Genomic DNA, 24,626 nt, shown 5'->3' on the forward strand with positions numbered 1-24,626 from the left:
GCCTCGCGGATCTCAAGGCACACGGGCGCGCCGGCCCGCCGGACCGGCCCCGCAGGGCGTCCGGGAGTCCGTGCACACCGGCGCGTGCGGCTCCCCGACGTCGGGCCAGGAAGCCCGGTCAGCGCGCCAGGCAAGCTCTCCCACCAGCGGTGAGCGGGGAGCGCGGGCGCCGACCAACGCGACGGACACTAGCAAGATCGGTCAAGGATGCCTAAACCGTCGGCGTGTATCCGGGCATGCGAGTGCCCGTTTTCCGCATGGTGGCGGGGCTGAGGCGGGATCGGTCGAGGTGAGCTGATGAGGCTCAGGCGGGGGCGCGGTCCGGTGGGAAGCCGCCGGTGGCCACCGGCCCCCACCCGGTGACCGTGATGCGCAGCAGGGACTTGCCCTGGCGGCGCATCGCCTCGCGGTACTCCTGCCAGTCGGGGTGCTCGCCCGCGATGCAGCGGTAGTACTCGACGAGCGCGTCCTCCGCCTCGGGCGAGGGCATGTCGAGGACCTCCGCGGTCCCGTCGACCTGGACCCATGCGTCGTCCCAGTCGTCGGAGAGCACGAGGACGGACGCCGCGGGGTTGCGCCGCAGGTTGACCGCCTTCGCGCGGTCCGGGTAGGTCGAGATGACGATCCTGCCCTCGGCGTCGACACCGCCGGAGACGGGCGAGAGCTGGGGGCGGCCGTCGGCCCTGCTGGTGAGCAGCACGAGGTGGTGACGGTCGCGCACGAAGGCGAGGAGGTCCTCGCGGATCACGCGGTCGGCGGTGGCGATGCGAGGCATGCGCACCATCGTAGGGGCGGCTACGGGGCCGCGCCGGGTCAGTCCCCGCGCATCCCGAGCACGAGCCACGAGCCGCCGAGCAGGAGCCCGCCGAGCATCACCATGAGACCCAGCCCCTCAGGCCCGGACTCGGGCAGCTCCTCGAGCACCTCGGCCTCCGCCACGTCCGTCACGACGGCGGCGGCGACCGCCGGCTCGGGAACCACCGCGGCAACCGTGAGCACCGGAGCGGGGAGCTCGAGCTGCTCCGCCGCCTCCTCCTGCGGCTCCTCGGGGGCCCTCTCGGGCAGCGCGGGCGACGGCGCCGCCTCGGGGGCAGGTGCCGGTTCGACCGCCGTCGGCGGCACGTCGGTGAGGACGAGAAGCACCTCGACGGCCCCTCCCGCACCCGGGAGAGCCTCCACCGGTGCGCCGTCGACCACGAGACGGTGCCCGTCGGCGGCGGTGACGGTCAGCGTGACGGTGGCGGCGCCGTCGACGTACTCGGCGGTGACCGGGTGGGTGCCGGGGTCGAGGGCCTCGCCGGCGGCGTCCTGCACCACCTGGCCGGGGGCGTCGGGGACGACGACGGCGTCCTCGCGGCCCGCGCCGTCGAGCGCGCTGGGGAGGGCGAGCTCGGCCGAGGTGCGCGGGTCGAGGACCGACCGCACCAGCGACGTCGTGCCGTCGGCCGCGAGGAGGGCGTGCCCGGGTGCGGCGACGACGGCGAGCACGATGCGTTCGACGTCCCTGCCGAGGGCGACGGCGCTGAGCTCGTACCAGCCGCCGTCGGGAGACTCGACGAGACGTGCGGCAGCGCCGAGCTCGTCGACGCGGACGCCGTCGACGAGCCAGGTGAAGCCGCCATCCCCGAGCGGCAGCGTGTAGCCGGGAGCCCCGTCGACGTCACCGCGGACGGGCTCGGGCACGACGACGAGCACGGGACCGGCCTGCTCCGGCTCCTCGGCCGGGGTGTCCGCCGCGGGTGCGTCGTCCACGTGGGTGTCGTCGGCGGGAGCCTCGTCCGTGGGGGCGTCGTCGGTCGGCGCATCGTCGGCGGGGGTGTCGTCGACCGGCACCTCGCTGGCGGGCGGCTCGTCAGCAGGTGGGGTGTCCGGAGGGTCCGTCGGCTCACCGTGGCCCGGGCCGCTCGCGTCGGGCTCCGCCGTCGGCTCCTCCACAGGCGCGGGCGCCTGCTCGACCGGCGCCTCGACGTCGGGAGCCGGGCCGGGCTCGTGCGGCCCGAGGTCGGCGCCGGGCAGGGCACTGCCACCGGTGAGCAGGAGGGCGGCCGTACCGGCAGCCCATCGGCTCGACCACGCGCTGGCGCTGATCACGGCGTGCTCCCAGGGACGTCAGGCAAGGGGCGCGCACGCGCCCACCGGACCTATCGGCAGGTCCGGGGCGCTTTCAAGAAGTCGCGGCCAGCAGCTGGGCCGGGCGGGGGGCACGTCCACCCGCGTCCCGTCGCCCCGGACCTGCGCCTGGGGGTGGCGGCGCAGGTACCGGGAGGACCCTGCCGGTGGTGGCATCACGCACGGCGGGGGCATCGCCGTCCGGGGCGACCTCCCGGAGTGCACCAAGCGGCTCGAGGTCGGGGTCGGCGGCGATCGGCCTCAGGTACAGACGCGTCCGCCTCATCGACCGTCTCCCTCAGCGGCTCCATGAGGGAGCGGCTGGTCCGCTCCCGTGCCCAGTCCATCGGTCGCCGGGCCCCCGAGTTGAGGCCTCGGCACACGTCGTCGCGCCCGGCCGACGCGGCGCGACACCGTCCCGGGTGTCGATGCCGTCGCCTTGGGGCAGGCTGGCTCGCGTGACCGCTCTACTTCTGCTCGGAGGATTCGCCGTCCTGGTCGTCGGTGGCGAGCTGCTCGTACGCGGTGCGGGCGCGCTGGCACGCTCGATCGGGATGTCCCCGCTGATCGTCGGACTGACGGTCGTCTCCTTCGCCACGTCGGCGCCCGAGCTCGCCGTCACGGTGGACGCGACCCTCTCCGGCAGTCCCGGGCTGGCCGTCGGGAACGTCGTGGGCAGCAACATCACCAACGTCCTGCTCGTCCTCGGGGCGGCCGGGCTCATTCTGCCGATCGCCGTCCGCCGCCCGGTGATCCGGCAGGACGTGCCGGTGATGGTCGGGATGTCGGTGCTGCTCCTCCTCCTCAGCCTCGGGGGCTCGGTGAGCAGGCTCGACGGCCTCCTGCTGCTGGCGCTCCTCGTCGGCTATGTCACATGGCGCGTCGTCGCCACCCGTGGCAGCGGTCGCGACGAGGACGACGACGCGCCGGCCCGTCCGGGAAGCCCGTGGCTCAACGCTCTCCTCGTCGTCGGCGGTGTCGCGATGCTCGTCGTCGGGGCACGGTGGCTCGTCCGCGGTGCCACGGACGTCGCCACCACTCTCGGCCTCAGTGAGCTCGTCATCGGCCTGACGGTCGTCGCCGTGGGGACCTCCCTGCCCGAGCTGGCGACATCGGTCATCGCCGCGCTCCGCGGGAACGTGGAGATGGCCGTGGGCAACGTGGTGGGGAGCAACATCTTCAACATCGGCGCCGTCATGGGCATCGCGGCAGTCGTCTCGCCCGACGGCGTCCCGGTGGCAGCGGGAGCGGTGCGCTTCGACCTGCCGGTGATGATCGCCGTCGCCCTGGCCCTGCTGCCCGTGGCCTTCACCGGCTTCTGCGTGGCGCGCTGGGAGGCGGCGCTGTTCGTCGCCTACTACGTCGCCTACGTCACCTACCTCCTGCTCGACGCCGCCGGTCATGACGCCCTGCCGCAGTTCAGCGGCGTCATGCTCCTCTTCGTCATCCCGATCACCGTGCTCACTCTCGTGGTGCTCACGAGCTACGAGGTCGGGCTGCACCGCGGGCGCCGCACCGCAGGAGAAGACGAGGAGGTCCGGCGCGCGGCACCGTCGGAGTGACGAGGGCGGGGAGGCAGGCACGAGTCCCTGCCCGACAGTCAGCCGCGCAACGTGACCGGCAGGGCAGCTAGTCGTCGCGTAGCTCGAGGTTCGCCTGCGGGGTGGTGTCCCCCGTCCCTAGGGTGACGGGATGAGGCGGGTCGTGGTGCTGGTGCTGGGCATGCTCGGCGGGGTGGTGGTCTCCCTCGTCGCCACGCAGCTCGCCCTGCTGACAGCCGGTGCCGGGGGTGGTGACGTACTGGCTCGACGACTGGTCAGAGTGCTGGCGACCGCCGCGCTCGTGGCTGCGGCCGTGATGCTCGGGCGCTGGTGGCCGACCGCGGCGATGACGGGGGCAGCGGTCGTGGCGCTCCTCGTGTCCATCAGCCTTGCCACCTTCGACGGGGCGCCCCCCACAGGGGTGCTAGCCAGGGAGCCAGCGAGAAGCCCACGACTGGCAAGGGACCGGCATAGAAACCGGACCACAGGCGGTTACGACGGAGACGGAGTTCTTGCTGCCTCCCACCGCCTCAGCAACGTGTCCCCCATTCAGCACATCACTCCGCTCCGCCCGGTCTGTCCGTGACGCCCAAGCTGACGACGCCGGGATGTCCGCTGAACAACGCCACCCGCAGGACAGTGAAGTTCGTCGGAAGCGGACCCACCACCGGCGGTAGGCCGACCCACGACGACCGCTCAGGACGGCGACGACGCGCCCACCCAGCCAGCCGGTGCTCGCCCCGGTGAGCCGATTCCCCGTCTCCCTTCTACACGACTGCCTCGAAGATGTGACGCCGGCGAGCGGGTGATCGCCAACGTCGTCCTCGAGGTCGTCTCTGCGGCACCGTCCGGAAAGGTGCGTCCTCACGCCCGGCACGGCCGCACCCGCCGCTGAGGTCCGGGACGAAGGAACGGACCTCGACCCCCGCGCCGCCAAGGGCCACCAAAAGCCGCGTATGGGAACACTTGTACGATCGATTTCAGCAAGCGCAGCACGGTGGGAGGCGACGATCATGCAACCACTTCATCGGCCAGCGGGGCACCACTGGCACAGCCCGGCCACTAGCCCCGACGCCACACCCCCGTATGCCATGCCGGCCGGCAGACCGAACGGAGTGTTCTCACCCACCGGTGCGGCTCTTGGCGGCGCCCTCATTTCACCCCAGGTCCCGGCATCACCGTATTGAAGAGATGCAACTAGTTGCGCCCGCCATAGGTGCAACTGGTGGCGCGAGAGGTGCATCCCATTGCACACAAAGGCGCGCTGCGTTGCGTCCGGAAACACCAGGAATCACTATGAGAAGCACTAAGGCCGGCTCGCGCGCCAAAGCCGCGCGCTCGGGACTGATGCCAGCCCGGCGGGAGCGGGTTCGGGGGCGCCACGTTCAGGTTCACGGGAGCGTCGAGGGACGGGCCGGTTGAGTCCGTGACCGTGACGGTGGCCTCCCAGTTCCCGGCACGCTCGGGGACACCAACGATGATGGCCTGCAGGGCGTCGTCGCACGCGGTCTCGGGGGATCGTGAAGTCGTTGACAGCGACACGTGCGGACAGTATTGTCCGGAATTGCGCGGCAAAGATGCCGTCATCGGAAACTATGTGGGGGTAGTTATGCGCTTTCGTCGTGCTCCCGCGACTTTGACGGCTGGCCTGATGCTGGGATTCGGACTCACGTCAGCCGCCGTCGCTGAGGACAAGTTCGACTCCGATTTGTTCGACATCAAGGTCAATACCGAGACTCGGCGTTGGAACGACAAGAACACAGACGCCCAGAAGACGTTCCTCGCGCTATCGCACTGCATCGACTCCTCGTACGGAGGCAGCACTGCTGACCCGCGCTTCGAACTGCGCCGCAATGTCAGCCTTCGACCCGACGCGACCTACGGCGAGAAGCAGATGGGCAACTGCCGGGGCAAGCTGACCTCCAAGGACTGGGGGCGCATGACCACTAAGGGCGACTACTTCCTCCGTTACCGCGGCATCAACCACACGTCGAACCGTCTTTTCGCTAGCGCCGTGACGGTGAAGTGGTAGTCGCAGCCACCCGTCAGTCCGCTCTCGTCTGCGGGAGGATCAGCCACCGCTACCGGCTGGGTCAGCTCGTGCTCGAGGACTTCTCCTGGTCCCTGCCCAAGGGGCGAACGGCGTTGCTCGGGCCGAACGGTGCGGGCAAGAGCACCCTGCTGGGAATCGTGGCCGGCGCGATCACCCCTCAACGGGGGTCTCTGTCGCTGCCCGGCGCAGACTCGACCAGGCGGTCATACCGCCGCGCGGTGGGGTGGATGCCACAGGACGGTGAGTCAGCTCCGCACCTCACTGTCGCGGAGAACGTCGCCTACTTCGGGTGGCTCAAGGGCATGTCCCGCGCAACAGCACGCAGTGCCGCTCCGCACGCGGTGGCTCTGGTGGGGCTGGCAGAGCAGGCGGGCCGCAAGGCGCGGACCCTGTCCGGCGGGCAGCGTCGCAGACTGTTGCTCGCCCAGGCGCTGGTGCACTCACCGTCCCTGCTCGCACTGGACGAGCCATCAGTCGGTCTTGACCCCGCCCAGCGGGAGCGGTTCCGCCAGGTACTGCTCGGCCTCGAAGGCGTCGACATCCTCGTCTCTACCCACCAGGTCGATGACATCGACGACCTGTTCGACACCGTCGCGGTGATGTCGCGCGGTCAGCTCGTGTTCACCGGGACGGTGGCAGAGTTCCTCGAGCGCGCCCCGGCTGGCCCGCGGCGCGCGGAGCAGGCGTACCTCACTCTCGTGCCGGACCTCGACCTGTGAGTCCCGGAGTCGCCCGCCTCGCTCGCCTGCCAGTCCTCGCAGTGTTTGTGGCGGTCGCCGTGGTGGTCTTCGTCGTCATCGTGGGGGTCTATCCGGTCGACCTGCGCGGCGTGTCGGTGACGGTCAGCTCGATGACGCCGCTGGTGTTCATCGTGCCGATGGTCGCGGCCGCCGGAGTGTTCGCCGGCGCGACGCAGCGCGGCATGAGGGGCAGCGTCCAGGCAGGGCTTCGGCATCCGATACGCGGCGCGCTCAGCGTCGCGGCTGCTCAGGCCCTGGTGGGGATGCTCGGGGTGGCGGCCACCGCGGTGATCGTCATGCTCACCGAGCAGATCTGGGTACTGCCCCACCTGCCGTTGCTGGGCGTCGCGGCCGTGTGCCTGCTGGCCGCCAGCTTCACGGGCCAGGTGCTCGGCCGGTTCATCCCTGCTGTCATCGCAGCACCCTTGGTGCTTGCCCTGGGCTACGGCGTGATGGCGGTTCCGCCAGCGATGCACCCCTTGTGGTTGCGTCACCTCTTCCTTGTCGGCGACTGCTGCAGTCCCGACCAGACGATCTCCCCTCGAGTCCTCACGGCGCAGGTCCTCTTCTGGGGCACCCTCATCCTCGCGGGTGTGGTGATGACCCTGCGGAAGGTCCCCCGTCTCGTCGGGGCGGTTGCGGGCATCGCGCTCGTCGCACTGGGCGCGCAGGTGGCCGCGGCGCAGGTGGATGAGCTCGCCTGGAGTCCAGCGAGCCCGCGCGATGGTGACCTCTCGTGCGCGCAGGCTCGGACCGCCGAGGTGTGCGTCTGGCCGGAACACAAGGAGGCTCTGCCCGGCCTTGCGACCGTGCTCGACCTGGCTGCGGATGTCGCAGACGAACGCGATCTCGACATACCGGGGGCATACTCCGAGGACCTCACAGCGGCCGGAGCGCCTCTCTTCACGACGTCTGCTGAGCCGGTCGAGCTCGCTGTCGCGGTCTCCCACGCGCTGCCGCCGAACTTCGATCACTGTGCGGACGCCGACGGCCAGATCCCCTCGCGCCTCGCGAACGCCTACTACCTGCTGCTCTCGTGGTGGATGGGTCAGCTGGGAGTTCCCGCGCACTACGACACCGGCGCACTGTGGGCGGAGGACTATCTGGTCGAGGGGGATGACACCAACGAACGCATCCGTCACCTGACCGCTGCCTTGGAGACCTGCGACCCGAGCCTGGCGCCACCGGAATGATCCATTGGCTGCGCGTCCACCGGGTGGTGGTGCCGACGCTCATCGTCATCATCTGTGCGGTGCTCTCCGGCCTCATCGGCACGACCCGACTGCCCCAGCTCAACCTCACCGGGCAGTTCTACGAAGGGTTCCCGATCCGCGTCGCGCTACCGGCGATCGGGGCCAGTGCCGTGCTCGCGTCCCTGGCGACGTCGACCCCACGTGCGCAACGTGCAGCGACGCGGCCCCCGGCCATGCTCGAGATACTGCAGATCCTCGCGTTCATCGCTCTCGCCGGACTTCTGGCCGAGGCTGTCACGTTCCTGACCTCCTCCGGAGACCTGGGCCTGTTCACTCGGAACCTCGCCGGCATGACCGGCGCCGGTCTCCTGTTCAGGCGTCACCTCGGTGTCGTCGTCGCCGCGATCGTCCCCGTCGCCTGGGGGATCGCCATGCTGACGTTCGGCAACCCGGACGGTGACCACCTCATGTCATGGCCCGGGCTACCGACACTGACCTCGGCCTCACTGCTGCCAGCGGCGCTCCTGCTCACCGTGGGACTCTGGGTCGGTACCGGCCGGAGCGTCACAACGCACTCGAGTTAGGCAGCGACCAGAACTCACTACAGATGCGGGGAACGCACCACCCGAGGTGGGCGCGTCCTATATGTCCAGCGGGTACCACTCGTCGATGACGGCTCGGGACCACACTGGCCGGCCGAGGACTCTGCCGGTGGGGGCAGGTGCCTGGCGACGGCGGACGTGCGCGTCCAGCTCCCCAGCGCTCATGCCCAGCAGATCAGCAACCTCCTGGGCGGTGAGGTCCTCGTCTGGAGCGACCATGACGTGTTGCCCGCGATCTCCCCAAGCGTTCACTCCGGCAGGAACGACCGGAGAAGGAAAGCTAGTGGATCCGGAGACGCAGGTCAGAGGCACAAAGACTCACCCATGGACCGGCAGCCGCCCTGAGGTCTCCACCGAGACAGCTAGTCACATGGGACGTCACATGGAGACGAAAAAAGACCCGCAGGGCCCCAACTTTTCGTTGGAATCCTGCGGGTCTTCTGCTGTGCGCGAGGGGGGAGTTGAACCCCCACGCCCTTTCGGGCACACGGACCTGAACCGTGCGCGTCTGCCTATTCCGCCACTCGCGCGTTGTACAGCGTGGACGAGATTAGCACGCAGCCCGGGCGGCCGACGACGCCGTCACCCTCAGGGAGAGGCGTCTCACAGCGGGGCACCCCGCTCCCCCGCATCGCGCCGTGGATGCGTCAGCCGCGATGCACAATCGTTACGATCATGAGGGGTCGTGGGAGGAGGTGTACCGATGGGAACGCTCGATCGCTTCGAGAAGAAGGTCGAGAACGCGGTGAACAACGTGTTCGCCAAGGCGTTCCGCAGCGAGGTCAAGCCGGTGGAGATCGCAAGTGCGATCCGCCGGGACATGGACGACCGCGCTGCCGCCGTGTCGCGTGACCGCACCGTCGTGCCCAACGAGTTCACCGTGCTCCTGAGCCCCTCCGACCGCGAGCGCGTGGACGCGTGGGGGGCCGACGCCCTCGCCGAGGAGATGGTGTCCGCGGCCACCGCGCACGCCGACTCCCAGCACTACGCCTTCGTCGGCCCGGTCCGGGTGCACTTCGAGACCGACGAGTCCGTGAGCACCGGCCGCCTCAGCGTCACCTCCGCCACCCGCCGCGGCTCCACCGCGCCCGCGACGTCGACGGCGGCCTCCACGCGCCACCCCATCATCGACATCGACGGCCAGCGCTACCTCCTCACCGGCCCGGTCACCGTGCTGGGCCGCGGCACCGAGGCGGACGTCGTCGTCGACGACACCGGCGTCTCGCGCCGTCACCTCGAGCTCCGCGTCACGCCGGCCGGCACGGTCGCCACGGACCTCGGCTCGACCAACGGCACCTTCGTCGAGGGGCACCGGATCCAGGCCGCCACCCTGCTGGACGGCAACACCATCACGATCGGCCGCACCCGGATCATGTTCTGGAACGGTGCCGCCGACGACGACCTGGCAGGCGGCTGACCATGACCGAGCTGGCCGTGACCCTCCTGCGCCTGAGCTACCTCGTGCTGCTGTGGGTCTTCGTCCTCGGCGCCCTGGCCGTGCTGCGCCGCGACATCTTCGGCACGAAGATCACCCGCCGCTCCCGGGGTGACGCCCAGCGCGGCCGCCGCCCCACGCCGCCGCCCCAAGCGGCCCCCGCGCTCCACCCCCACCCGTCTCGTCGTCACCCAGGGTCCGCTCACCGGCACGACGATGCCGCTCGGTCCCTCCGCCGTCGTCGTCGGCCGCGCCGCCAGCTCCACCCTCGTCCTCGACGACGACTACTCCTCGGGGCGCCATGCCCGCTTCTACCCCCAGGACGGCGCCTGGTGGGTGGAGGACCTCGGCTCGACCAACGGCACCTTCGTCGGTGACCAGCGCCTGACCCAGCCCGTGCAGCTGACCGCCGGGACCCCCGTGCGCGTCGGGCAGACCGTCATCGAGCTGCAGCGCTGAGCCCATGCCCCTGACTCCCAACTACGCCGCCCGCTCCGACGTCGGGCTCGTGCGCTCGAGCAACCAGGACTCCGGCTACGCCGGCCCCTACCTGCTCGTCCTCGCCGACGGCATGGGCGGCCCGGCCGGCGGCGACATCGCCTCCTCCGTCGCCCTGGCCCACCTCGTCCACCTCGACGACGACCACCCGCCCGCCGACGAGCTCCTCCCCAGCCTGCGCGACGCCGTCGCCGCCGCCCACGCGGACCTCGAGGAGCGCGCCGACGCCGACCCCGAGCTCGCCGGCCTGGGCACCACGTGCATCGCGCTGCTGCGCTCCGGCAACAAGATCGCCATGGTCCACATCGGCGACTCCCGTGCCTACCTCCTGCGGGACGGCGAGCTCACGCAGGTCACCACCGACCACACCTTCGTCCAGCACCTCGTCGAGACCGGGCGGCTGAGCCCCGAGCAGGCCGAGCGGCACCCGCAGCGCTCGGTGCTTCTGCGCGTGCTCGGCGACACCGACGGGGACGTCATCCTCGACGAGTCGGTCCGCGAGGTGCGCGTCGGTGACCGGTGGCTGCTGTGCTCCGACGGCCTGTCCGGCGTCGTCAGCGCCGAGACCATCGCCGACACCCTCCTCCGCGTGCCCGACCCGGGCCGCTGCGCCGAGGAGCTCATCGACCTCGCGCTGCGCGGGGGCGGGCCCGACAACGTCACCTGCGTCGTCGCCGACTTCCTCGACTCCGACGCCCTGCCCGCCGGCCTCGTCCCCGCCTCGGGCCCGCAGGTGGTCGGCGCCGCGGCCACGGACCGCCTGCGCGGCACCCGCGGCACCTCGGGGGCCGCCGGCCGGGCCGCCGCCCCCTCCCCCGCCGCCCCGTCCCCGGACGACGACGACGAGCCCGAGGCGCCCCGCGGGCGGCGCTGGATCGGGCGTACTCTCCTCACGCTCCTCGTCCTGGTGCTCGTCGGCGCCGGCGGGTGGCTGGGCTACCGGTGGACCCAGACCCAGTACTTCCTCGCCCCCGAGGGTGAGGTCGTGGCGATCTACCGCGGCATCCCCCAGGAGCTGGGGCCGCTGTCCCTGTCCACCGTCCACTCGCGCACCGACCTGCGGCTCGACGAGCTGCCCGGCTACGCCCGTGACCGCCTCGAGGCGACGATCACCGTCTCGTCCCTGGACCAGGCCGAGGACCGCGTCACGGAGCTGCGTGACGAGGTCCGGGCCACCGAGCCCGAGCCGACCGTCACGCCCTCGCCCAGTCCGTCGCCCACGCCGTCGCCCACCCCCGCCCCGACGGCGGAGGCCGGCTGATGGCGATCGTCAGCCAGCAGCCCGGCCGCCGGGGACGCGGCGTCGAGCTCGTCCTCCTCCTGCTCGGCCTGGCCATCGGCCTGTACGCCTACCTCCAGGTCGGCCTGGCGACGGAGGGCGCCCCGCCCGCGGACATCGTCACCCAGGCGGGGGTGCTCGTCGTCCTGGCCCTGGTGACCCACGTCGTCCTGCGGTGGCGCGCCCCCTACGCCGACCCCGTCATCCTGCCGGTCGCCGTCGCCCTCAACGGGCTCGGGCTGGCGATGATCCACCGCATCGACATCGCCGAGGGCAGCGCCTTCGCCTCTCGCCAGGTGCTGTGGACGATGCTCGGGATCGCGGCCGCCGTCGCCGTCGTCATCGCGCTGCGCGACCACCGGCTGCTGCGGCGCTACACGTACCTGTCGATGATCCTCGGCCTCGTCATGCTGCTCCTGCCCCTCCTGCCGGGGCTCGGCCGCACGATCAACGGCGCGCGCATCTGGATCTCCATCGGCTCGATGTCCTTCCAGCCCGCCGAGCTCGCCAAGGTGCTCCTCGCCGTCTTCTTCGCGGGCTACCTCGTCACCAACCGCGACACTCTCGCGCTGGCCGGGCGCCGGGTGCTGGGCCTGCAGCTGCCCCGGGTGCGCGACCTCGGCCCGATCCTCCTCGCCTGGGCCGTGGCGCTGGTCGTCCTCGTCTTCCAGCGCGACCTCGGCACCGCGCTGCTGTTCTTCGCGCTCTTCGTCGCCATGCTCTACGTCGCCACGGAGCGGGTGAGCTGGGTCCTCATCGGCCTGCTCCTCTTCGGCGGTGCCGCCGCGCTGGCCGCGACCACCCTCGGCCACGTGAGCGACCGCTTCGACGTGTGGCTCAACGCGCTGGACCCCGACATCTACGCCCGCGAGTTCGGCGGCTCCTACCAGGTGGTCCAGGGCCTGTTCGGCATGGCGTCGGGCGGCCTCATGGGCACCGGCTGGGGCCAGGGCCGGCCGGACATCGTGCCCTACGCCCAGTCCGACTTCATCATCGCCTCGCTCGGCGAGGAGCTGGGGCTGACCGGGCTGCTCGCGATCCTCCTCATGTACCTCGTCCTCGCCCAGCGCGGCATGCGCGCTGCCATCGGGGTGCGCGACGGCTTCGGGACGCTCCTCGCCTCGGGCCTGTCCTTCGTCGTCGCCTTCCAGTGCTTCGTCGTCGTCGGGGGTGTCACCCGCCTCATCCCGCTCACGGGTCTGACGATGCCCTTCCTCGCCCAGGGCGGGTCCTCGCTCGTCGTCAACTGGGTGATCGTCGCCCTCCTGCTGCGCATCTCCGACGCCGCGCGGCGCCCGGTCGCGATGAGCGGTGACCTGCCGATCGGCCCGCTCGACACGAGCGGCGACGTCGCCGAGGTGAGCTTCCGCCCCACCGGGGACGACGCGAACCCCACCGAGGTGGTGAGGCTCTCGTGAACACCCCCGTTCGGCGGCTCATGACCATCGTCGCCCTCATGTTCCTCGCGCTCATGGTGGCGGCGACGTCCGTCCAGTTCGTCCAGGCACCGTCCCTCAACGCCGACGGCCGCAACGTCCGCACGATCTACCGCGAGTTCGGTCAGGACCGCGGCCCGATCATCGTCGCCGGGGAGGCCATCGCCTCCTCGACGCCCGTCGACTCGGCCTACGGCTACCAGCGCGGGTACGCCGAGCCGCTCCTGTACGCCCACACGACGGGCTACTTCGCGGCCGGCCTCAGCTCGATGACCGGCATGGAGCAGGCCGCCAACGACGTCCTCGGCGGCACCGCCGACTCCCTCGTCGTCCAGCGCATCCAGGACCTCGTCACCGGCCGCCAGCCGCAGGGCGGCTCCGTCGAGCTCACTCTCGACCCCGCCGCCCAGCAGGCCGCCTGGGACGCCCTGGGGGACCAGCGCGGCGCCGTCGTCGCCCTCGACACGCGCACCGGCGCGATCCTCGCCTCGGTCTCCAAGCCGAGCTTCGACCCCAACGAGCTCGCCACCCACGACGGCGCCGCCGCCCAGGCCGCCTACGACGCGCTGCTGGCCAACGAGGCCGACCCGCTCGTCAACCGCGCCATCGCCGGCGACCTCTACGCGCCGGGCTCCTCCTTCAAGGTCATCACCGCCGCGGCAGCCATCGAGGACCAGGACCTGGAGGCGGACAGCCCGGTCCCGTCCCCCGCCCAGCTCCAGCTGCCGCTGTCGACCCAGGTGGTCAACAACCCCGGCGGGATCTCCTGCACCTCCGAGGACACCGCGCCGCTGCGGTACACGATGGAGCAGTCCTGCAACACGACCTTCGCCCAGCTGGGGATGGACCTGGGCCCGGAGCGGCTCGCCGAGCAGGCCGAGGCCTTCGGGTTCGGCCAGGAGCTGCGGATCCCGCTACGCGTCACCCCGTCCACCTTCCCCACCGAGATGGACGGCGCGCAGACCGCGATGTCCGCGATCGGCCAGTACAGCGTCCGGGTGACCCCGCTCCAGATGGCGATGGTCTCCCAGGCGATCGCCAACGGCGGGGAGCAGCTGCAGCCCTACCTCGTGGCGACCGAGCGCAACGCCGACCTCGAGGTCGTCGCCACCACCGAGCCCACCGTGCTGCGCCAGTCCGTCTCCGCCGAGACGGCCGAGGTGCTCACCGAGCTCATGACGAGCGTCGTCGCCAACGGCACGGGCAGCGCCGCGCAGCTGCCGGGCATCGCCGTCGCCGGCAAGACCGGCACGGCGCAGAGCGGCACCGACGCGCCCCCGCACGCGTGGTTCACGTCCTTCGCACCGGCCGACGACCCGCAGGTCGCGGTCGCCGTCGTCGTCGAGAACGGCGGCATCGAGGGGGACATCGCCTCCGGCGGCACGACCGCCGCGCCGATCGCGCGCGAGGTTCTCGCCGCGCTGCTGTCGGACTGACCATGGCCATCCGCCCCGGCCACCTGCTCCGTGAGCGCTACGAGCTCACCGAGCGCATCGCCGTCGGCGGCATGGGCGAGGTGTGGCGCGCCCGGGACCTCCTCCTCGGCCGCACCGTCGCCGCCAAGGTGCTGCGCGAGGACCTCCTCGGGGACGCCGCCTCCCTCGCCCGCCTGCGTGCCGAGGCCCGCAACGCGAGCGGCGTCGTCCACCCCAACGTCGCCGTGCTCCTCGACTACGGCGAGCAGGACGGCGGCGGCTTCCTCGTCATGGAGTACGTGCCCGGCGAGCCGCTGTCGGAGGTGATCGAGCGGGAGCGCACCCTGTCCCCGCAGTGGCTGCTGCCGGTCCTCGCCCAGTGCGCCGAGGGGCTGCACGCCGCCCACCAGGCCGGGGTGGTCCACCGCGACGTCAAGCCGTCCAACATCCTCGTCATGGCCGACGGCACCGCCAAGCTCACCGACTTCGGCATCTCCCTCGGCGCCGGGCAGCCCGCGCTCACGGCCGCCGGCATGGTCATGGGCACCGCCCAGTACCTGCCGCCCGAGCTCGCCATGGGCCGTCCGGCCCGGCCGGCCGGCGACGTCTACGCCCTGGGCGTCATCGCCTACGAGGCCCTCGCCGGCCGGCGGCCCTTCACGGGCAACAACCAGGTCGACATCGCGATGGCGCACGTGACGACCCCCCTGCCGCCGCTGCCCGACGACGTGCCCCCGCCCGTCCGTGAGCTCGTCACCGCCATGCTCGCCAAGGACCCGGCCGAGCGCCCGGCCTCCGCGGCGGCCGTCGCCCGCCGGATGAGGGAGCTCAACGCCGACGCCGTCTCCTCGCCCACCACCGACGTCACGGGGGCCGCCGCACCCCCGACCCAGCCACGCCGCTGGCGCCGCCCCACGTGGGCGGAGCTGACCGCCGACCGGCTCTGGCTCACCGTCGTGGGCGCCGGCCTGGCCCTCGCCGCGGTGCTCGCGCTCACCCTCGGTACCCTTGCCCTGGGCGGGGACCAGCCGGCGGGCAGCAGCCCGGAGACTCGAACCGATCGACTGACAGTGAGGAACCACTAGTGGTGGACGAAGTACCCAAGGTGCTCGCCGGACGTTACGAGATCCGCGAGCTCATCGGTCGTGGCGGCATGGCCGAGGTGTACCTCGGCTACGACAACCGGCTCTCGCGCACGGTCGCCATCAAGGTGCTCCGCTCCGACCTCGCCCGGGACCCCACCTTCCAGGCGCGCTTCCGCCGCGAGGCGCAGTCGGCCGGGTCCCTCAACCACCCGGCGATCGTCTCCGTCTACGACACAGGAGAGGACGACGTCGTCACCTCCGCGGGCGAGCGCGCCCACGTGCCGTACATCGTCATGGAGTACGTCGAGGGCCACACCGTCCGTTCACTGCTCACCGACGGCTCCGCCGTGCCGATCGACGAGGCGAGCGAGATCGTCATCGGGGTGCTGTCCGCGCTGGCGTACTCGCACCGCGAGGGCATCGTCCACCGGGACATCAAGCCCGGGAACGTCATGCTCACGCCCACGGGCCAGGTCAAGGTCATGGACTTCGGCATCGCCCGCGCGATGGCCGACTCCGCCGCCACGATGACCCAGACCCACGCCGTCGTCGGCACGGCGCAGTACCTGTCCCCGGAGCAGGCACGCGGGGAGGTCGTGGACGCCCGCTCGGACATCTACTCCACCGGCTGCCTGCTCTACGAGCTGCTCACCGGCCAGCCGCCGTTCAGCGGCGACTCCGCCGTCGCCGTGGCCTACCAGCACGTCCGCGAGATCCCGAAGCCGCCGAGCGCGGTCGCCTCCGACATCCCCGAGGCGCTGGACCGCATCGTGCTCAAGGCGCTGGCCAAGGACCGCGAGGACCGCTACCCCGACGCCGCCGCGATGCGCAGCGACCTCGAAGCCGCCCTGCGAGGCGGCGCCGTGAGTGCCCCGGCCACGAGCTCGTGGGCCGCGGCCGCGGCCGCCGCGAGCCAGCCCACGACCGTCATGGGAGCCAGCCCGGCCACCCAGGCGATGCCGGCCACCCGCGCGCGCACCGCCGTCGCGCCCGAGGAGGACGAGGAGGAGAACAAGCGCTCCCCGTGGTGGGTATGGCTGCTCGTGCTCGTCGGTCTCCTCGCCGCTGCGGGCGTCACCTACCTCCTCCTCACCAACGACCGGGAGGAGGAGCTGCCCGCGCCGACGACGGTTACCGTGCCCCCGCTCGAGGGGATGGACCAGACGGAGGCCCGCGAGGCCGTGGAGGCGGAGGGCCTGACCTTCGCCATCGGGGACCCCGAGTTCTCCGCCGAGATCGAGCCGGGGCTCTTCGTCAGCTCCGACCCCGAGGTCGGCGAGACGGCCGAGGAGGGCGAGACGGTCACCGTCCGCTTCTCCGCCGGTCCCGAGGCCGTGGAGATGCCCGACGTCACCGGCCTGAGCCAGCGCCAGGCGCAGGACCAGCTCTCCGAGCAGGAGCTCGGGATCCGGGTCCGCATCACCTACGCCCCGATCGACAGCCCGGACTATGAGAAGGACCGTGTCGCGCGGACCGAGCCCGAGGCCGGCGTCGCGATCGAGCCGGACGCCGAGGTCGTCCTCCACATCGCCACCGGCAACGTCGAGGTCCCCGACCTCACCGGGGAGACGGTCGAGTCCGCCACCGAGACCCTGCGCGAGCTCAACCTCTCCGTCACCCAGACCGAGCAGCCCTCCGGCGACTTCGACCCCGGGACCGTCCTGGACCAGAACCGCACCGGGCCGGTGCCGCGCCTGAGCACCATCGAGCTCGTCGTCGCCGTCGAGCCGCCCGAGCCCGAGCCCGAGCCGACGACGCCGGAGCCCACCACCGAGGAGCCGCCGCCCGGCGACGAGGAGCCGCCGGAGGACGAGCCGAGCGACGAGGAGACGTCCGCAGACGGTCCCGGCAACAGCGACTTCGGCCGCGGGCGCGGCAACGGGCCCTGACCGCCACCCCACGTCCGCGAGTACGCACAAACGGTCACGCACGGCCTCCGTCTGGGGGCTCAGCGTGACCGTTTGTGCGTACTCGGCGAAGGGGGGTCGTGGGGGGCCGGGTGTCGCGTCAGGCGCGGACGAGCGGGGCCATGCCCTCGCTGCGGGCCGGGGCCTCGGCGTCGCCGGTGACGGCCAGCCAGTTGGCCAGCAGCCGGTGGCCGTGCTCGGTGAGCACCGACTCGGGGTGGAACTGCACGCCGTGGAGCGGCAGCTCCCGGTGCTCCAGGCCCATGACGACGCCACCGGCCGTCGTCGCGGTGACGGCGAGCTCCTCGGGCACGGTCGCGGCGTCGACGGCGAGGGAGTGGTAGCGGGTGGCCGTGAACGGCGTGGGCAGGCCGGCGAAGACGCCCGAGCCGTCGTGCTCCACCGGGGAGGTCTTGCCGTGCATGAGCTCGGCGGCGTGGGTGACCGTCCCGCCGAAGAGCTCCCCGAGGGCCTGGTGACCCAGGCACACCCCGAGCATCGGCACGCGGTGCTCGGCGCAGCGCTCGATGACCTCCAGGCTGGCGCCGGCCTCCTTGGGCGTGCCCGGCCCGGGAGAGACGAGGACGCCGTCGAAGTCACGCGGGTCGGCGGTCACGGCGTCGTTGCGCTGGACGACGGTGCCGGCCCCGAGCTGCTCGAGGTAGCCGACGATCGTCCACACGAAGCTGTCGTAGTTGTCGACGACGAGGAGCCGGGTCATGCGCCGTCCTCGATCGTCGTCTCGTTGAAGGGCATGTAGGGAGCGATCTCCGGGAAGAGCCAGGTGAAGCAGGCGTAGACGACCGCTGCCGCGAGGAGCAGCGCGAGGATGACCCGGAACCACACGGGCCCCGGCAGGACCCGCCACAGTGTGCCGTACATCAGCGTCCCTCCTCGAGGAGCTCGGCCGGCTTGCCGTCGCTCTTGTCGATCCAGTACTGGAACTCGCCGTAGGTGATCCACCGCTCGGCCGCCGAGAACAGCGGGTGGCAGGTGGTCAGCGTGATCATCCGCTCGGTCGGGGCGACGCCCGGCTCGTTCGGCACGGGCGCGATGACCTCCACCTGCGAGGGGTGGACGATCTCGGTCTCGGTCACCTCGTAGACGAGGTAGGCGTCGTTGGTCTCGACGATGACGGAGTCCCCGACGACGATCTGCTCGATCTCCCGGTACGGCGCACCGTAGGACTGGCGGTGCGCCGCGGTCGCGAAGTTGCCGGTCTCGCCGGGCAGCTGCGTGTCGGGGTAGTGCCCGATGTAGCCCTGGTTGAGCACGTCCCCCAGGCCCACGCCGTGGGCGATGGTGACGCGGTAGTCGTCACCGAGGCGCGGGATGTACATCGTGCCGAGCAGCTCGCCCTCGGCGACGGCGTCGGGGATCGGCGGCGGGTCGGTGCGCCGCTCGCCCTCCTCGACGGGCGCCTTGACGACGTCGTCCCGCTTCTCCCACTCCTCCAGGACCCCCGCCTGGTAGCTGTGGGCCTCGACGTCGGTCCACCACAGCTGCCACACGACGAACAGGCCGAGGAGCACGCCCGCGGTGATCATGAGCTCGCCGACCACGCCCACGAGCGTGGAGAAGAACCCCCGCTTCTGGCGTCGGGGCCGGGTGCGGCGCGGCGGCTCGTTGCCGTCCTGCTGCCAGGGCAGCTCCTCGAGCTGGTCGAGCGTGGCCATCACGGGGTCCTTTGTCGGTCGAAGTGTCCGGGTCGAGCGTAGTTCACCCAGCCTGGGCGTGGTCCAGACGCAGGGAGCCCGTGTAGGCGGGCATCTCGATCTCCTCGTCCTCCGCGAAGGACCAGCCCAGCCCGACGGCGTCGACGTACTGGAGGTAGACCGCGACGTCCGGCGAGGTCTCCACTGCGTCCCGCAGCGCCTCGGGGTCGCCGATGGCGGAGATCCGGTAGGGAGGGGAGTAGTGCCGGCCGTGGAGGAGCAGGACGTTGCCGACGCAGCGCACCGACGACGTCGACGTGATGCGCTGGTCCTGGATCATCATCGCCTCCGCACCCCCGGTCCACAGGGCGTTGATGACCGCCTCGAGGTCCTGCTGGTGGACGACAAGGTCGTCCGGGTGCAGGCCGCTTGCAGTGAGGTCGGGCGGCGCGGGTGCGTCCCACAGCTCGACGACGACGCCCGGTCCCGTCACGGGCGTGCGTCCGGCGGCGAGGGCGGTGAGCTCGCTGCTCCCGGTGTCCGGCTCGGCCAGCGGCTGCTGGGCGGCGACGAGCGCGTCACGCTGCTCGCGCAGGGCGGAGACCTCGGCCTCGTTGTCCTCCAGCCGCGCCGTCTCGACGCGGGCGAGGTCGACGAGGTTCGTCGGGGAGCGGTCGGCGTCGTCCTCGAAGAGGGTGGCGCTGGTCGCGAAGAGGACGCCGGCGAGGGCGGCGACGACACCGACGGCGACGGACCCGCGTCGGCGGTCGGCGGACCCTGGCTCGGACATCCTCACCTCCCCCTCAACGCGTTGGCCCCCACAGACGTTCCCGACCACTACGCTAAGGGAGGTGCCGCCGCCTCGGAAGGGCAGCGACGCCACGTACAGAGCCGAGGTACCGCCAGCCGGGCGGAACACCCGAAGGAGAGCTGACAGTGCCGGAGTCCAAGCGCCGCAAGAAGAAGGCGACGTACACGCCCCCGACCGCGCCCGCCGAGGTCAAGGAGAGCCCCCGCTGGTGGGTGCCGACCGCCGTCGTCCTCATGGTCGTGGGGATGCTGTGGGTGGTGGTCACCTACATCGTGCAGGCCGCCGGCCCGATCCCGGGGATCGGGAACCTCAACCTCGGGATCGGCTTCGTCGTCCTGCTCGCCGGGTTCCTCATGACCCTGCGCTGGCGCTGACGCCACCCGCCACGGTGCGCCGGTTCCCCTCGGGGAGCCGGCGTTCCGCATTTTCCGGGGCCGGAAAGTTGCCCACAGCTGTGGAGCGCCCTGTGGAGAACTACACGGGTGTAAGTCCACAGGTGTGCACAACCCTGTGGAGAACTACAGGCGTGTAACTCAGGTGATCGCGTACTTCGCCGCGGCGAGGGCGACGACGACGGCGGCGACGAGGACCGTCGCCACGACGCTCGTGGCCGTCTGCCGCTTGCGCGGCGCGTAGACGTACGCCGCGGCGAGCGCCGCTCCGACGACGAGGCCGCCGAGGTGCGCCTGCCAGGCGATGTTGGGGATCGTGAAGCCGATGACGGTGTTGATGACGATGAGCACGAGGATCTGCGTCGTGTCCCGTCCCAGACGCCGCATCGCCAGCCCCACGGCCCCGAAGAGCCCGAAGACCGCGCCCGAGGCGCCGACCACCGGGGTGATCCACTCGATCTCGTACGGGGAGGCGAAGAGCAGCACCCCGACCGAGCCGGCCACCGCACTGACGAGGTAGAGCGCGGCGAAGCGCCAGCGCCCCAGGGCCGGCTCGAGCACGGAGCCGACGATCCACAGGGCGTACATGTTGACGGCCAGGTGGAGGAAGCCGCCGTGGAGGAACGCCGCGGAGAGGAACCGGTAGGGCTCGCTCTCGCCGGCGAAGGGGACGAAGACGAGCGAGGCCCGCGCGTCCGCCGCCCGCAGGACGACGTAGGCGAGGACACACAGCGCGATGATCGTGATCGTCACGACCGGGCGCCCCTCGCGGACGCGCCCACCGAAGACGGTGCGCCGGGCGGGCAGCGCGGCCTGGGCGCGGGCGACGCAGTCCACGCACTGCACCCCCACCGGCGCGGGCCGCTGGCACTCCGGGCAGACGGGACGGTTGCAGCGCTGGCACCTGACGTAGGAGACCCGGTCAGGGTGCCGCGGGCAGGCCGGCGCCGCGTCGGTGCCGGCCTGCCCGTACGGACTCGCGGTCATTCGATCAGTCGGTGATGGTGATCGAGGAGATGACGACGTCCTCGACGGGACGGTCGCCGCGCCCGGTGGGGGTCGTGCCGATCGTGTCGACGACCGCGCGGCTCGCGCCGTCGGCCACCCGCCCGAAGATGGTGTGCTTGCCCTGCAGCCAGGTGGTCGGCGCCGTCGTGATGAAGAACTGGGAGCCGTTGGTGCCGCGCCCGCCGATCTTGCCGGCGTTCGCCATGGCGAGGATGTAGGGCTGGGTGAAGTCGAGCTCCGGGTGGATCTCGTCGTCGAAGGTGTAGCCCGGGCCGCCGGTGCCGGTGCCCAGCGGGTCGCCGCCCTGGATCATGAAGTTGGGGATCACGCGGTGGAAGACGACGCCGTTGTACAGCGGCTCGTTCGTCTCCTCGCCCGTCCCGGGGTGGGTCCAGGTCCGCTCGCCCTTGGCGAGGGAGACGAAGTTGTCGACGGTCTTGGGGGCGTGGTTGGGGAACAGCTCGATGACGATGTCCCCGAGGTTCGTGTGCACAGTTGCTTCCATGCCTCCGATCCTTTCACGGCCCCCGCGGTGCGCGCAGGTGCGGCTCGTGCCCTCGGGGCGGAGACGTGGGAGGCTGGGGGCAGGACGGGGTCGCTGACGCGCCGCACGGCGAGAAATCGGCCCCGGGAATGGTGCGCTCGTCTGCCCGCGGTGGGACGATGAGCCACACGTAGCTGTCAGTCACGAGGGAGAGCACATGTCGCGCAAGCAGAAGATCCGCGAGGTCGACACGGACAAGGTCCGCCAGCAGGCCGTCGAGCTCGGGCACGTCCTCGGCGAGCAGGCCGGCAAGGCGGGCGAGCTCGCTGCCTCCCTCGCCGGGCAGGGCAAGGTCTGGGCCACCGACGTCGCCGCCCCGAAGATCGACAAGGCGCTGCGTGACGGCGTCAAGGTCGCCGCCCCGAAGATCGAGGCCGCTGCCGAGAAGGCGCGTCCCGTCGTCGACGGCACCCGCGACAGGATCGTGGACGACTACCTGCCCCGCGTGCAGAAGGCGATGCACGACGCCGCCGAGGCCGCTGGTGGCAAGGGTACCGTCGCGGAGAAGGCCACCAAGGCCGGCAAGGCCGCCCAGAAGGCGATGACCACCAAGCCCAAGAAGAAGAGCTCCGGCAAGAAGGTCGGGTGGATCCTCGTCGGCACCGCCGCCGCAGGTACCGGCTACCTGCTGTGGCGCCGCACGCAGCCCGTGGACGACCCGTGGGCCGAGGAGTACTGGGAGGACACCACCGTGACGACCCCGAACGACGACGCCTCGAGCGGCGGCCAGGTCACCTCCGTGCCCAACACCCTGGAGGAGGGTGAGCCCGCGGTCGACGCCGCCGACGTGGTGGCCGAGACGGAGACCTCGGCCGGCGCGGTCACCACCGAGACCACCCCGGTCGACGCCGGTCGCGGCGAGACGGACGTGGACAAGACCCGCAACGCCTGAGACACACGCACAGACGCCCGGGACCTGCTGGTCCCGGGCGTCTTGCACGTCGTGGCTAGCGAACTACCACTTGATCATCGTGCCGTGGGCGATGTTGTAGTACATGCCGATGTGCGTGTAGAAGTTCATCGCGCCGAAGAGGGCGAAGGCGATGCCGCCGATGACGAACGCCCACACCACCCCGCGCAGCAGGCGCGTGCGGCCGGTCCAGAACGCGATCGCGAAGAGGATCGCGCCGACGGCGACGACGCCCCACAGACCGCCGAGGAACAGCGCCTCGAGGAGGGGCAGGTGGCCGAAGCGACCGGTGATGGGCTCCTCCGGCGGCGCAGCACCCAGCTGGTAGCGGACGAAGGAGATCGCGATGACGGCCATGCCCAGCCCGAGGACGCCGACGAAGATGCTCGTCGGCTTGAGCGCGTCCAGCGCCCGGGCGTTCGCCGTCTCGACGTCCCCCTCGAAGAGGGTGCGCTGACGCCACAGGTAGACGGCGGCGACGAGGAGGAGCGCACCGAAGCCGGCCGCCGGCTGGCCGAAGGCGATGTTGGCGTACTCGAAGCCGTCCCCGCCGTAGGGCCACGTCACCGTCGTGTGGAAGCCCAGGGCGAAGAGGAGGACTCCGGTGACGCCGAAGAATGCCGCCCACGCCTCGCTGTTCACCCGCTCGGAGCGGATGAGGAGCTGGAGGAACTTCGCGAAGCCCAGGAGACCGGCCCCCGCCGTGATGGCGATGAGCTCGTTGTAGACAACCACGGACAACTTCCCTTCTCTGACGGCGCACAGCACCGTAACGTTGAAGGGTCAACCATACTAAAGTCGGAGAGGCCCGGTCGCCACCGTCCGAGACGCGTCGTCGCGTGGTGGAGCCAGCGGGACTCGAACCCGCAACCCCCTGCTTGCAAAGCAGGTGCGCTACCAATTGCGCCATGGCCCCCGGCGCCGGCGTGGCCGGCAGGGGAATGCTACCCGCGCTCAGGCGGTGGTGCTGGTGCCCGTCTCGGGGAAGGTGTTCCCGCCGAAGCTGTCGGTGACCTCTGCCCAGAGCTCGCGCTCCTCGCGGTCGGCCTTGACCTTGGTCCAGACGGCGTAGCCGGCGCCCGCCAGCGCGGCCAGTCCGAGGATCTTCTTCATGCGGGTCTCCTCCTCGGGTGATGATCGGGTGGGCCTAGCTGGACTCGAACCAGCGACCTCTTCCTTATCAGGGAAGCGCTCTAACCGTCTGAGCTATAGGCCCGGTGCACTGCGGCTGTGGCCGGGGGGTGCCGCAGCAGACTACCCCAGCCCGCGGACCGTTCCCAAACCCGTAGGGGCCCGGTGGAACGTCGCGTTCGCCACAGTTCAGTCGTCGGTCAGCGTCAGGTGCACACCGCCGACGAGGGCCGCGACGATGTTGTAGAGGAACGCGCCGAGCGTCGACAGTGCCGTGAGGAGCAGGACGTCGACGACGGCGATGATCGCGGCCATCGAGATGACCCGGTCGAACTGGACGTAGTCCATGAGCCGGAGGAAGTTCTCCGAGTCGAGCGTGACGAGCAGCTCCTCGACATCGGCGAAGACGTGCATCGAGTCGAGGACGAACCACATCGCGGCCGCCGCGACGACGATGCCGATCCCGACGGCGATCGACAGGAGGAAGGACAGCTTCATCACCGACCACGGGTCCACCCGCGCGACCGACAGGCGCACGCGGCGCGGGCCGGAGGCGGGCCGGGACGCCGGACGCGCCTCACCGGCCGCGGCGGACGCCTGGGTGTCGCGCTGGGTCTGCTGCGCGGGCTGCGCGGCCTGCTGGGGGGCCGTGGCCGGAGCGGAGGTGCTCGTGGCCGAGGCGCCGTAGCGGGGGGCCGTGGCCGTGCCGCCGGCGACGCCGGAGGATCCCGGGCGGACCTGGCTGGTGGCCGTGGAGCTCACCGGTGCGGAGTCGTCGGGACGGGGCACGACGGGGTGCTCCTCCACACCGCGCGCCGCGGCGAAGCGCTCGGCGAGACTGGTCCGCATCGCAGCACGGTCCTGCTGGGACGGGCGGGGTGA

The 24,626-nt window shown here is 71.5% G+C and carries 26 protein-coding genes and 3 tRNA genes; 15 read left to right on the forward strand and 14 right to left on the reverse strand.

From position 1 onward, the window contains the following. Positions 1-304 precede the first annotated feature (304 nt). On the reverse strand, positions 305-775 hold the full coding sequence (locus ACWPXV_RS06585; RefSeq protein WP_454084482.1) for a PPOX class F420-dependent oxidoreductase: 471 nt from the start codon (positions 773-775) through the stop codon (positions 305-307). Between the two features lie 38 nt (positions 776-813). After that, complete coding sequence (locus tag ACWPXV_RS06590) at positions 814-2,091, reverse strand: hypothetical protein (protein WP_454084483.1); 1,278 nt, start codon at positions 2,089-2,091, stop codon at positions 814-816. A 446-nt stretch (positions 2,092-2,537) separates the two neighbouring features. Between ACWPXV_RS06590 and ACWPXV_RS06595 the strand changes: the two genes are divergently transcribed. The 6 genes from ACWPXV_RS06595 to ACWPXV_RS06620 all read left to right on the forward strand — a co-directional run bounded on the left by ACWPXV_RS06595 (position 2,538) and on the right by ACWPXV_RS06620 (position 8,220). Continuing rightward, entirely contained in the window at positions 2,538-3,671 is a 1,134-nt protein-coding gene (locus ACWPXV_RS06595) for a calcium/sodium antiporter (protein WP_454084484.1), read from the forward strand. Between the two features lie 130 nt (positions 3,672-3,801). Beyond that, positions 3,802-4,236 carry a hypothetical protein gene (locus ACWPXV_RS06600; RefSeq protein WP_454084485.1) on the forward strand — a complete coding sequence of 145 codons (435 nt, stop codon included), beginning with the start codon at positions 3,802-3,804 and terminating at the stop codon, positions 4,234-4,236. Positions 4,237-5,076: 840 nt separating this feature from the next. Further along, positions 5,077-5,682, forward strand: coding sequence for a hypothetical protein (locus ACWPXV_RS06605; protein ID WP_454084486.1), 606 nt, complete (start codon positions 5,077-5,079; stop codon positions 5,680-5,682). A gap of 68 nt (positions 5,683-5,750) precedes the next feature. Next, entirely contained in the window at positions 5,751-6,422 is a 672-nt protein-coding gene (locus ACWPXV_RS06610) for an ABC transporter ATP-binding protein (protein ID WP_454084487.1), read from the forward strand. 59 nt (positions 6,423-6,481) lie between these two features. Beyond that, positions 6,482-7,636 carry a hypothetical protein gene (locus ACWPXV_RS06615; protein ID WP_454084488.1) on the forward strand — a complete coding sequence of 385 codons (1,155 nt, stop codon included), beginning with the start codon at positions 6,482-6,484 and terminating at the stop codon, positions 7,634-7,636. Beyond that, the gene (locus ACWPXV_RS06620; protein ID WP_454084489.1) at positions 7,633-8,220 is read left to right on the forward strand and encodes a hypothetical protein; all 588 of its coding nucleotides are present in this window, start codon (positions 7,633-7,635) and stop codon (positions 8,218-8,220) included. Before ACWPXV_RS06615 ends, ACWPXV_RS06620 begins: the two co-directional genes overlap by 4 nt. 464 nt (positions 8,221-8,684) lie before the next feature. Here ACWPXV_RS06620 and ACWPXV_RS06625 read toward each other — a convergent pair. Then, a tRNA-Leu gene (locus ACWPXV_RS06625) sits at positions 8,685-8,768 on the reverse strand. 173 nt (positions 8,769-8,941) lie between these two features. Here ACWPXV_RS06625 and ACWPXV_RS06630 point away from each other — a divergent pair. The 7 genes from ACWPXV_RS06630 to pknB all read left to right on the forward strand — a co-directional run bounded on the left by ACWPXV_RS06630 (position 8,942) and on the right by pknB (position 17,275). After that, positions 8,942-9,655 carry an FhaA domain-containing protein gene (locus tag ACWPXV_RS06630; RefSeq protein WP_454084490.1) on the forward strand — a complete coding sequence of 238 codons (714 nt, stop codon included), beginning with the start codon at positions 8,942-8,944 and terminating at the stop codon, positions 9,653-9,655. Positions 9,656-9,784: 129 nt separating this feature from the next. Next, positions 9,785-10,132, forward strand: a complete 348-nt coding sequence (locus tag ACWPXV_RS06635; protein WP_454084491.1) for an FHA domain-containing protein FhaB/FipA — start codon at positions 9,785-9,787, stop codon at positions 10,130-10,132. Between the two features lie 4 nt (positions 10,133-10,136). Continuing rightward, positions 10,137-11,432, forward strand: a complete 1,296-nt coding sequence (locus ACWPXV_RS06640) for a PP2C family protein-serine/threonine phosphatase (RefSeq protein WP_454084492.1) — start codon at positions 10,137-10,139, stop codon at positions 11,430-11,432. Then, positions 11,432-12,868: an FtsW/RodA/SpoVE family cell cycle protein gene (locus ACWPXV_RS06645; protein WP_454084493.1), complete on the forward strand. Its 1,437-nt coding sequence runs from the start codon at positions 11,432-11,434 to the stop codon at positions 12,866-12,868. The genes ACWPXV_RS06640 and ACWPXV_RS06645 overlap by 1 nt, the downstream gene beginning before the upstream one ends. Then, positions 12,865-14,322 carry a peptidoglycan D,D-transpeptidase FtsI family protein gene (locus tag ACWPXV_RS06650; RefSeq protein WP_454084494.1) on the forward strand — a complete coding sequence of 486 codons (1,458 nt, stop codon included), beginning with the start codon at positions 12,865-12,867 and terminating at the stop codon, positions 14,320-14,322. Before ACWPXV_RS06645 ends, ACWPXV_RS06650 begins: the two co-directional genes overlap by 4 nt. A 2-nt stretch (positions 14,323-14,324) precedes the next feature. Continuing rightward, complete coding sequence (locus ACWPXV_RS06655) at positions 14,325-15,386, forward strand: serine/threonine-protein kinase (protein ID WP_454084495.1); 1,062 nt, start codon at positions 14,325-14,327, stop codon at positions 15,384-15,386. 2 nt (positions 15,387-15,388) lie between these two features. Continuing rightward, positions 15,389-17,275: a Stk1 family PASTA domain-containing Ser/Thr kinase gene (gene pknB, locus ACWPXV_RS06660; RefSeq protein WP_454084496.1), complete on the forward strand. Its 1,887-nt coding sequence runs from the start codon at positions 15,389-15,391 to the stop codon at positions 17,273-17,275. Between the two features lie 118 nt (positions 17,276-17,393). On the opposite strand, the gene ACWPXV_RS06665 is transcribed toward pknB, so the two are convergent. Genes ACWPXV_RS06665 through ACWPXV_RS06680 form a run of 4 tightly spaced genes read right to left on the reverse strand, consistent with a single transcriptional unit; the run spans position 17,394 to position 19,738 of the window. After that, entirely contained in the window at positions 17,394-18,014 is a 621-nt protein-coding gene (locus ACWPXV_RS06665; protein WP_454084497.1) for an aminodeoxychorismate/anthranilate synthase component II, read from the reverse strand. After that, the gene (locus ACWPXV_RS06670) at positions 18,011-18,175 is read right to left on the reverse strand and encodes a hypothetical protein (RefSeq protein ID WP_454084498.1); all 165 of its coding nucleotides are present in this window, start codon (positions 18,173-18,175) and stop codon (positions 18,011-18,013) included. The genes ACWPXV_RS06665 and ACWPXV_RS06670 overlap by 4 nt, the downstream gene beginning before the upstream one ends. Continuing rightward, positions 18,175-18,969, reverse strand: coding sequence for a class E sortase (locus ACWPXV_RS06675; protein ID WP_454084499.1), 795 nt, complete (start codon positions 18,967-18,969; stop codon positions 18,175-18,177). The genes ACWPXV_RS06670 and ACWPXV_RS06675 overlap by 1 nt, the downstream gene beginning before the upstream one ends. Positions 18,970-19,012: 43 nt before the next feature. Then, positions 19,013-19,738, reverse strand: coding sequence for a DUF881 domain-containing protein (locus tag ACWPXV_RS06680; RefSeq protein WP_454084500.1), 726 nt, complete (start codon positions 19,736-19,738; stop codon positions 19,013-19,015). 146 nt (positions 19,739-19,884) lie between these two features. On the opposite strand from ACWPXV_RS06680, the gene ACWPXV_RS06685 reads away from it, so the two are divergent. After that, positions 19,885-20,133, forward strand: a complete 249-nt coding sequence (locus ACWPXV_RS06685) for a cell division protein CrgA (RefSeq protein ID WP_454084501.1) — start codon at positions 19,885-19,887, stop codon at positions 20,131-20,133. Positions 20,134-20,292: 159 nt separating this feature from the next. Here the strand turns inward: ACWPXV_RS06685 and ACWPXV_RS06690 are convergent, their stop codons facing one another. Beyond that, complete coding sequence (locus tag ACWPXV_RS06690; protein WP_454084502.1) at positions 20,293-21,138, reverse strand: rhomboid family intramembrane serine protease; 846 nt, start codon at positions 21,136-21,138, stop codon at positions 20,293-20,295. Positions 21,139-21,142: 4 nt separating this feature from the next. Then, entirely contained in the window at positions 21,143-21,664 is a 522-nt protein-coding gene (locus tag ACWPXV_RS06695) for a peptidylprolyl isomerase (RefSeq protein ID WP_454084503.1), read from the reverse strand. Positions 21,665-21,860: 196 nt separating this feature from the next. Here ACWPXV_RS06695 and ACWPXV_RS06700 point away from each other — a divergent pair, with 196 nt between their 5' ends. After that, positions 21,861-22,595 carry a hypothetical protein gene (locus ACWPXV_RS06700; RefSeq protein WP_454084504.1) on the forward strand — a complete coding sequence of 245 codons (735 nt, stop codon included), beginning with the start codon at positions 21,861-21,863 and terminating at the stop codon, positions 22,593-22,595. A gap of 63 nt (positions 22,596-22,658) precedes the next feature. Here ACWPXV_RS06700 and ACWPXV_RS06705 read toward each other — a convergent pair whose 3' ends face one another. From ACWPXV_RS06705 to ACWPXV_RS06725, 5 genes are all read right to left on the reverse strand, one after another. Then, complete coding sequence (locus ACWPXV_RS06705; RefSeq protein ID WP_454084505.1) at positions 22,659-23,348, reverse strand: DUF981 family protein; 690 nt, start codon at positions 23,346-23,348, stop codon at positions 22,659-22,661. 105 nt (positions 23,349-23,453) lie between these two features. Next, positions 23,454-23,529, reverse strand: a tRNA-Ala gene (locus tag ACWPXV_RS06710). 38 nt (positions 23,530-23,567) lie between these two features. Continuing rightward, positions 23,568-23,726, reverse strand: a complete 159-nt coding sequence (locus tag ACWPXV_RS06715) for a DLW-39 family protein (protein ID WP_307784934.1) — start codon at positions 23,724-23,726, stop codon at positions 23,568-23,570. Positions 23,727-23,755: 29 nt separating this feature from the next. Continuing rightward, positions 23,756-23,829: transfer RNA gene (locus tag ACWPXV_RS06720), tRNA-Ile, on the reverse strand. Positions 23,830-23,933: 104 nt separating this feature from the next. Beyond that, positions 23,934-24,551 carry a DUF3566 domain-containing protein gene (locus ACWPXV_RS06725; RefSeq protein WP_454084533.1) on the reverse strand — a complete coding sequence of 206 codons (618 nt, stop codon included), beginning with the start codon at positions 24,549-24,551 and terminating at the stop codon, positions 23,934-23,936. Positions 24,552-24,626: the final 75 nt, after the last annotated feature.

This window comes from Georgenia sp. Marseille-Q6866, assembly GCF_965111665.1.

Bases quoted from the DNA above. Each gene is read 5' to 3' on its own strand.
- ACWPXV_RS06585 (WP_454084482.1), bottom strand. From the start codon at position 775: ATGCCTCGCATCGCCACCGCCGACCGCGTGATCCGCGAGGACCTCCTC.
- ACWPXV_RS06595 (WP_454084484.1), top strand. From the start codon at position 2,538: ATGCCGTCGCCTTGGGGCAGGCTGGCTCGCGTGACCGCTCTACTTCTG.
- ACWPXV_RS06600 (WP_454084485.1), top strand. From the start codon at position 3,802: ATGAGGCGGGTCGTGGTGCTGGTGCTGGGCATGCTCGGCGGGGTGGTG.
- ACWPXV_RS06620 (WP_454084489.1), top strand. From the start codon at position 7,633: ATGATCCATTGGCTGCGCGTCCACCGGGTGGTGGTGCCGACGCTCATC.
- ACWPXV_RS06630 (WP_454084490.1), top strand. From the start codon at position 8,942: ATGGGAACGCTCGATCGCTTCGAGAAGAAGGTCGAGAACGCGGTGAAC.
- ACWPXV_RS06640 (WP_454084492.1), top strand. From the start codon at position 10,137: ATGCCCCTGACTCCCAACTACGCCGCCCGCTCCGACGTCGGGCTCGTG.
- ACWPXV_RS06645 (WP_454084493.1), top strand. From the start codon at position 11,432: ATGGCGATCGTCAGCCAGCAGCCCGGCCGCCGGGGACGCGGCGTCGAG.
- ACWPXV_RS06655 (WP_454084495.1), top strand. From the start codon at position 14,325: ATGGCCATCCGCCCCGGCCACCTGCTCCGTGAGCGCTACGAGCTCACC.
- ACWPXV_RS06665 (WP_454084497.1), bottom strand. From the start codon at position 18,014: ATGACCCGGCTCCTCGTCGTCGACAACTACGACAGCTTCGTGTGGACG.
- ACWPXV_RS06670 (WP_454084498.1), bottom strand. From the start codon at position 18,175: ATGTACGGCACACTGTGGCGGGTCCTGCCGGGGCCCGTGTGGTTCCGG.
- ACWPXV_RS06675 (WP_454084499.1), bottom strand. From the start codon at position 18,969: ATGGCCACGCTCGACCAGCTCGAGGAGCTGCCCTGGCAGCAGGACGGC.
- ACWPXV_RS06680 (WP_454084500.1), bottom strand. From the start codon at position 19,738: ATGTCCGAGCCAGGGTCCGCCGACCGCCGACGCGGGTCCGTCGCCGTC.
- ACWPXV_RS06690 (WP_454084502.1), bottom strand. From the start codon at position 21,138: ATGACCGCGAGTCCGTACGGGCAGGCCGGCACCGACGCGGCGCCGGCC.
- ACWPXV_RS06695 (WP_454084503.1), bottom strand. From the start codon at position 21,664: ATGGAAGCAACTGTGCACACGAACCTCGGGGACATCGTCATCGAGCTG.
- ACWPXV_RS06700 (WP_454084504.1), top strand. From the start codon at position 21,861: ATGTCGCGCAAGCAGAAGATCCGCGAGGTCGACACGGACAAGGTCCGC.
- ACWPXV_RS06715 (WP_307784934.1), bottom strand. From the start codon at position 23,726: ATGAAGAAGATCCTCGGACTGGCCGCGCTGGCGGGCGCCGGCTACGCC.